The 293-nt window shown below is 36.2% G+C and carries 1 rRNA gene; it reads left to right on the top strand.

Features of this window, described 5'->3' with window-relative positions:
• Nucleotides 1-69, top strand: a 16S ribosomal RNA gene (locus tag F3J22_RS30345); the annotation flags it as partial.
• Nucleotides 70-293: the final 224 nt, after the last annotated feature.

Below are 293 nucleotides of genomic sequence, written 5' to 3'. Positions count from 1 at the left end.
AAATCGGTAATTGGGGCTAAGTCGTAACAAGGTAGCCGTATCGGAAGGTGCGGCTGGAATACCTCCTTTTTAGAGCTCATTAACCTATGAGCTGTTGTTTCCTTCTTCTTTCAATAAGTAGTTCTTTATAAAGATGTTTGATTTTAAATAGAATCACAGAGATCGAATCTCACACATCAGCAACGATTGAGCAATCAATCAAAAGTTCTTTGACATATTGGAGAATACAAGTTGTGTACTAAGTAGTAATACTTAATACAAAAATATTTAAAGCGAATAAGGGCGCATGGTGG

The sequence above is a fragment of the Chitinophaga sp. Cy-1792 genome, from assembly GCF_011752935.1.
GTDB lineage: Bacteria > Bacteroidota > Bacteroidia > Chitinophagales > Chitinophagaceae > Chitinophaga.
The sequence above is the reverse complement of the archived record's forward strand: the minus strand, read 5'-3'. Positions and strand labels throughout refer to the sequence as shown.